General features: G+C 72.5%; 3 protein-coding genes and 1 pseudogene. 1 reads left to right on the top strand and 3 read right to left on the bottom strand.

Annotated elements, in window-relative coordinates; genetic code table 11:
• Nucleotides 1-1543 (bottom strand): annotated as a pseudogene (locus AX685_RS05575) (DNA mismatch repair protein MutS); the annotation flags it as partial.
• 132 nt (nucleotides 1544-1675) lie between these two features.
• On the opposite strand from AX685_RS05575, the gene AX685_RS05570 reads away from it, so the two are divergent.
• Complete coding sequence (locus AX685_RS05570) at nucleotides 1676-2173, top strand: methylated-DNA--[protein]-cysteine S-methyltransferase (protein ID WP_066486257.1); 498 nt, start codon at nucleotides 1676-1678, stop codon at nucleotides 2171-2173.
• 123 nt (nucleotides 2174-2296) lie between these two features.
• Here the strand turns inward: AX685_RS05570 and AX685_RS05565 are convergent, their stop codons facing one another.
• Both AX685_RS05565 and AX685_RS05560 read right to left on the bottom strand, forming a co-directional pair.
• Nucleotides 2297-3130 carry an EamA family transporter gene (locus AX685_RS05565; protein WP_066486256.1) on the bottom strand — a complete coding sequence of 278 codons (834 nt, stop codon included), beginning with the start codon at nucleotides 3128-3130 and terminating at the stop codon, nucleotides 2297-2299.
• A gap of 33 nt (nucleotides 3131-3163) precedes the next feature.
• A partial coding sequence (locus AX685_RS05560; RefSeq protein WP_066486253.1) for a cisplatin damage response ATP-dependent DNA ligase occupies nucleotides 3164-4410 on the bottom strand: 1247 nt, incomplete at its 5' end.

Here is a 4410-nt window from a genome sequence, read left to right as displayed (position 1 = left end):
CCGATTCGGGCTTCACCCACCGCCAGACGCTGGTGGCGACATCGTGCAGTTCGGGCGCGTTGAAGCGGACCACCCCGGCCAGCGTCTGGCGGTGGGTGAAGCCCGAATCGGCGCGCATCAGCGGATCGGCGGCCTTGGCCGGCACCTCGATATGATAGCCGAGCACGCCATTGTGGCGGATCTTGAGCGTGGCGATGCCGGTGCGGTCGCGGAACGTCGCCTCCAGCGCGGCGATCGCGCGGCGCCCGCCGCTGCCGGTTTCGCGCAGGGCATCCAGCGCGGCGTCATAGCCCGCCGCGATATAGCCGCCGTCCGACGCCTCGATCGGCGGGACGGGCACCAGCGCCCGCTTGAGCAGATCGATCAACGCGCCGTGCCCGCGCAGCCGCGGCGCCAGATCGGCGAGCAGCGCGGGCGGCGTGTCGATCGCGCCCAGCCGGTCGCCGAGCGCCCAGGCCCCGTCCAGCCCGTCGCGCAGCTGCGCCAGATCGCGCGGGCCCCCGCGCCCCGCCGCCAGCCGCCCGAGCGCGCGGCCGATATCGGGCAGCGCGCGCAAGGCGGCGCGCACGCGGTCGCGCACGGCCGCATCGTCGTGGAACAGCGCGACCAGCGCCAGCCGAGCCTCGATCGCAGGTCGCGCCATCAGCGGCGCGCCGATGTCCGCCGCCAGCAATCGCGCCCCCGCACCGGTGACGGTACGGTCGACCGCGTCGAGCAGGCTGCCCTTGCGCGCGCGCCCTTGCGTCGCGGTCAGCTCCAGGCTTTCGCGCGTGGCCGCGTCGATCGCCATCGCCTCGCGCGCGGCAAGCAGCACCGGGGGGCGCAGGAACGGCAATTGCCCCTTGGCGGTGTGATCGAGGTAAGCGACCAGCCCGCCCGCCGCCGCCAGCGCGGCGCGCCCGAACGTGCCGAACCCGTCGAGCGTCGCGACCCCGAACAATCGCTTCAGCCGCGCCTCACCCGCGGCGCTGTCGAAATCGGCGCGCGGGCGCCACACGGTCGCGGGCGCATCGCTGCCGTCGGCGGCGACCACCTCTGCCGCGGCCAGCCGGGCCAGTTCCGCACCCAGCCCGGCGGGGTCGCAGGCGATCACCTCGAACCGGCCCGTGGATACGTCGGCGGCGGCCAGTGCGATCTCGCCGCCCGCCTCACCCACCGCGACGCACCAATTGGCGGCGCGCGCGTCGAGCAGCGCCTCCTCGGTCAGCGTGCCGGCGGTGACGACGCGCACGATCGCACGGTTGACCAGCGCCTTCGACCCGCGCGCCTTGCGCGCCGCCTCGGGCGTTTCGGTCTGTTCGGCGATCGCGACGCGGTGCCCGGCCTTGATGAGGCGTTGCAGATAGGCGGTCGCGGCATGGACGGGGACGCCGCACATCGGCACCTTTTCCCCGGCATGTTCGCCGCGCGCGGTCAGCGCGATGTCCAGCACCTGCGCGGCGATGCGCGCGTCGTCGAAGAACAGTTCGAAGAAATCGCCCATGCGGTAGAACAGCAGGCAATCCTGCGCCTCCGCCTTCAGCGCGTGATATTGCGCCATCATCGGGGTGGGGGTGTCGGCCATCGCGGCGGGATAGAGCGGATGGGGTGCCGGTGCAAAGCGGGTGTTCGGGCCGATGGTTCGGGCGCAAGCGGCGGGACGCGCGGCGCGGCGCGATCCGCTATCGCAGGCGGCATGACGCTTCATTCCGCCCCGTTCGATTCGCCGGTCGGCACGCTGACGCTGGTCGCCGACGATGCCGGCCTCACCGCGATCCTGTGGCCCGACGATGCACCCGGGCGGGTGCGGCTGGAGGACATGCGCGACGATCCCTCGAACCCGGTCCTGTCCGTCACCGCCACGCAGCTGGCCGAGTATTTCGCGGGCACGCGCACCGCGTTCGACCTGCCGCTGGCACCGCGCGGCAGCGATTTCCAGCGCGCGGTGTGGCGCGCGCTGGACGCGATCCCGTTCGGCGAGACGCGCAGCTATGCCGATATCGCGCGCGCGATCGGGCGGCCGGGGGCGGCGCGCGCGGTGGGCGCGGCGAACGGGCGCAACCCGATCTCGATCGTCACCCCCTGCCACCGCGTCGTCGGCGCGTCGGGCGCGCTGACCGGCTTTGCCGGCGGGCTGGCGACGAAGGAATGGCTGCTGGCGTGGGAGCGCCGCGGGGCGGTTTCTCAGGGTTGATCCAGCAAGCTGGATCGGTGCGGCACCAGCCCGCTCCCCCACCCGACCGCCCACAGCGTATCCTGAATGGGCGGTCGGGTGGGGGAGCGGGCTGGTGCCGCGTCCACGTCAGTGGACCGAACCTCAGCGCCTGAGGATCAGCGCGGCGCCGATCAGGATCGCCAGCACCGCGGCGACGCGCCGCGCGTCCACCCGCTCGCGCAGCGCGACGACACCGATCACCAGCGCGGTGACCATCCCCGTTTCGCGCAGCGCGGCGAGCGGCGCGGTCGGGCCGAGCGCGAAGGCCGACAGGGCGAGGCCATAAGTGACGATCGACAGCGCGCCGGCCGCCGCGCCGGGGCGCCATTGCGTGCGCAGCTGCCGGAAGATGCGCCCTCGCGACGCCGCGCCGAACATCGCCAGCACCACCGCCCCCATCACGACGAACAGCCAGACGATATAGCTGCCCGGCGTCGGCGCCGCGCGAACGCCCTGCGCATCGACCACCGTATAGCCCGCGATCGTCAGCCCGGTGAACAGCGACCAGCCGAGCGCCGCGCCGCCGATATGCCGCCCGACCGCCAGCATCAGCATCGCCGCGACGATCAGCGCGATGCCCGCCACCTGCGCGGGCGTGGCAGGTTCGCCGAGGATGCCGATCGTCACCAGCGCGGTCACCACCGGCGCGGTGCCGCGCAGCACCGGATAGGCGGCGGTCAGGTCCGCGACCTGATAGGCGCGGATCAGCGCATAGAGATACACCGCATGACCCGCCGCGCTGGCCGCCAGCCAGCCCCAGGCACCGTGCGGCAGCGGGACCAGCGCCAGCGCGGGCAGCAGGATGATCGCCGCCGCGCCGTCGGTGAAGGCGCGCGCGGCCATCTTGTCGCGCCCGCCCTTCACGATCGCGTTGACGACGGCATGGATCGAGCCGGAAGCGATCATCATCGCGGCGGCGAGCGGATAGGCGGACATGCCCCGTCCGTAGCGCAGCCGGCCGCCCGCGCGCTACGTCACCAGCGCGCGGAGGGCCGCCAGCGTATCGGCTTCCTCGGCCGGCTTATCGGTGCGTATGCGCGCAATGCGGGGGAAGCGCATCGCCACACCGGACTTGTGGCGTTTCGATTCGTGGATCGAATCGAACGCGATCTCCAGCACCAGCGTCTTCTCCACCTCGCGCACCGGGCCGAAGCGCGCCAGCGTGTGCCCGCGCACGAACCGGTCGAGCTGGCGCAGTTCCTCGTCGGTGATCCCCGAATAGGCCTTGCCGACCGGCAGCAGTTCCCCATCGGCGGTCCAGCAGCCGAACGTATAATCGCTGTAATAGGACGAGCGCCGCCCGTTGCCGCGCTGCGCGTACATCATCACGCAATCGGCGGTCAGCGGATCGCGTTTCCATTTGTACCACAGCCCGGTGCGCCGCCCGGCGACATAGGGGCTGTCGCGGCGCTTGAGCATCACCCCCTCGATCGCGGCGTCGCGCGCGCCGGCACGGATGCCCTCCAGCGCGGTGAAGTCCGCCGCCTCGATCACCGTGCTGACGTCGAAGCGTTCGGGGTCGAGCCGCGTGGCGAACGATTCCAGCCGCGCGCGCCGGTCGGTCCACGGGAGCGCCCGCAGATCCTCGTCACCGTCGAACAAGATGTCGTAGAGGCGTACGAAGGCCGGCGCCTCCGCCAGCATCTTGGCCGACACCAGCTTTCGCCCCAGCCGCTGCTGGAGCGCGTTGAAGCTGCCCGCCTCGCCCGCCTGCGCCTGACCGCGGACCATCAGCTCGCCGTCGACCGCGCCATGCGTGGCGAAGGCGGCGGCGACGTCGGGAAAGGCGCGCGTCACGTCGTCGCCGGTGCGGCTGTAGAGCCGCGTCTCGCCCGCGACATGCACCAGCTGGACGCGGATGCCGTCCCACTTCCACTCCGCGGCATAATCGGCGAGGTCGACGCGCAGCTCCTCCAGCGGATGGGCGAGCATGAACGGCCGGAATACCGGCACGTCGGCGGCGGTCGGCTGCTCCCCCGTCCCCTCCGCCCAGGCGAACAGCGCCGGATAGGGCGGGTCGATGCCGTGCCACACCTCCTCCACCGCATCGACGTCGAGGCCGAAGGCATCGGCCAGCGCCTGTTTCGCCAGCCGCGCCGACACGCCGACGCGCAAGCCCCCGGTCGCCATCTTGATGAGCGCAAAGCGTTCGTCGGCATCCATCCGGTCGAGCATCTCCGCCAGCGCGGCGGTCGCGTCGGAGCGCGACAGGCGGG

Origin of the sequence: Sphingomonas sp. CCH9-F2 (assembly GCF_001556735.1) — a bacterium.
In the GTDB taxonomy this organism is placed as follows: Bacteria; Pseudomonadota; Alphaproteobacteria; order Sphingomonadales; family Sphingomonadaceae; genus Sphingomonas; species Sphingomonas ginsenosidimutans.
Note: the sequence above shows the minus strand (reverse complement) of the source record. Positions and strands in the feature narration are given on the sequence as shown.

Coding starts and splice junctions, on each gene's coding strand:
- AX685_RS05565 (WP_066486256.1), bottom strand. CDS start 3,130: ATGTCCGCCTATCCGCTCGCCGCCGCGATGATGATCGCTTCCGGCTCG.
- AX685_RS05570 (WP_066486257.1), top strand. CDS start 1,676: ATGACGCTTCATTCCGCCCCGTTCGATTCGCCGGTCGGCACGCTGACG.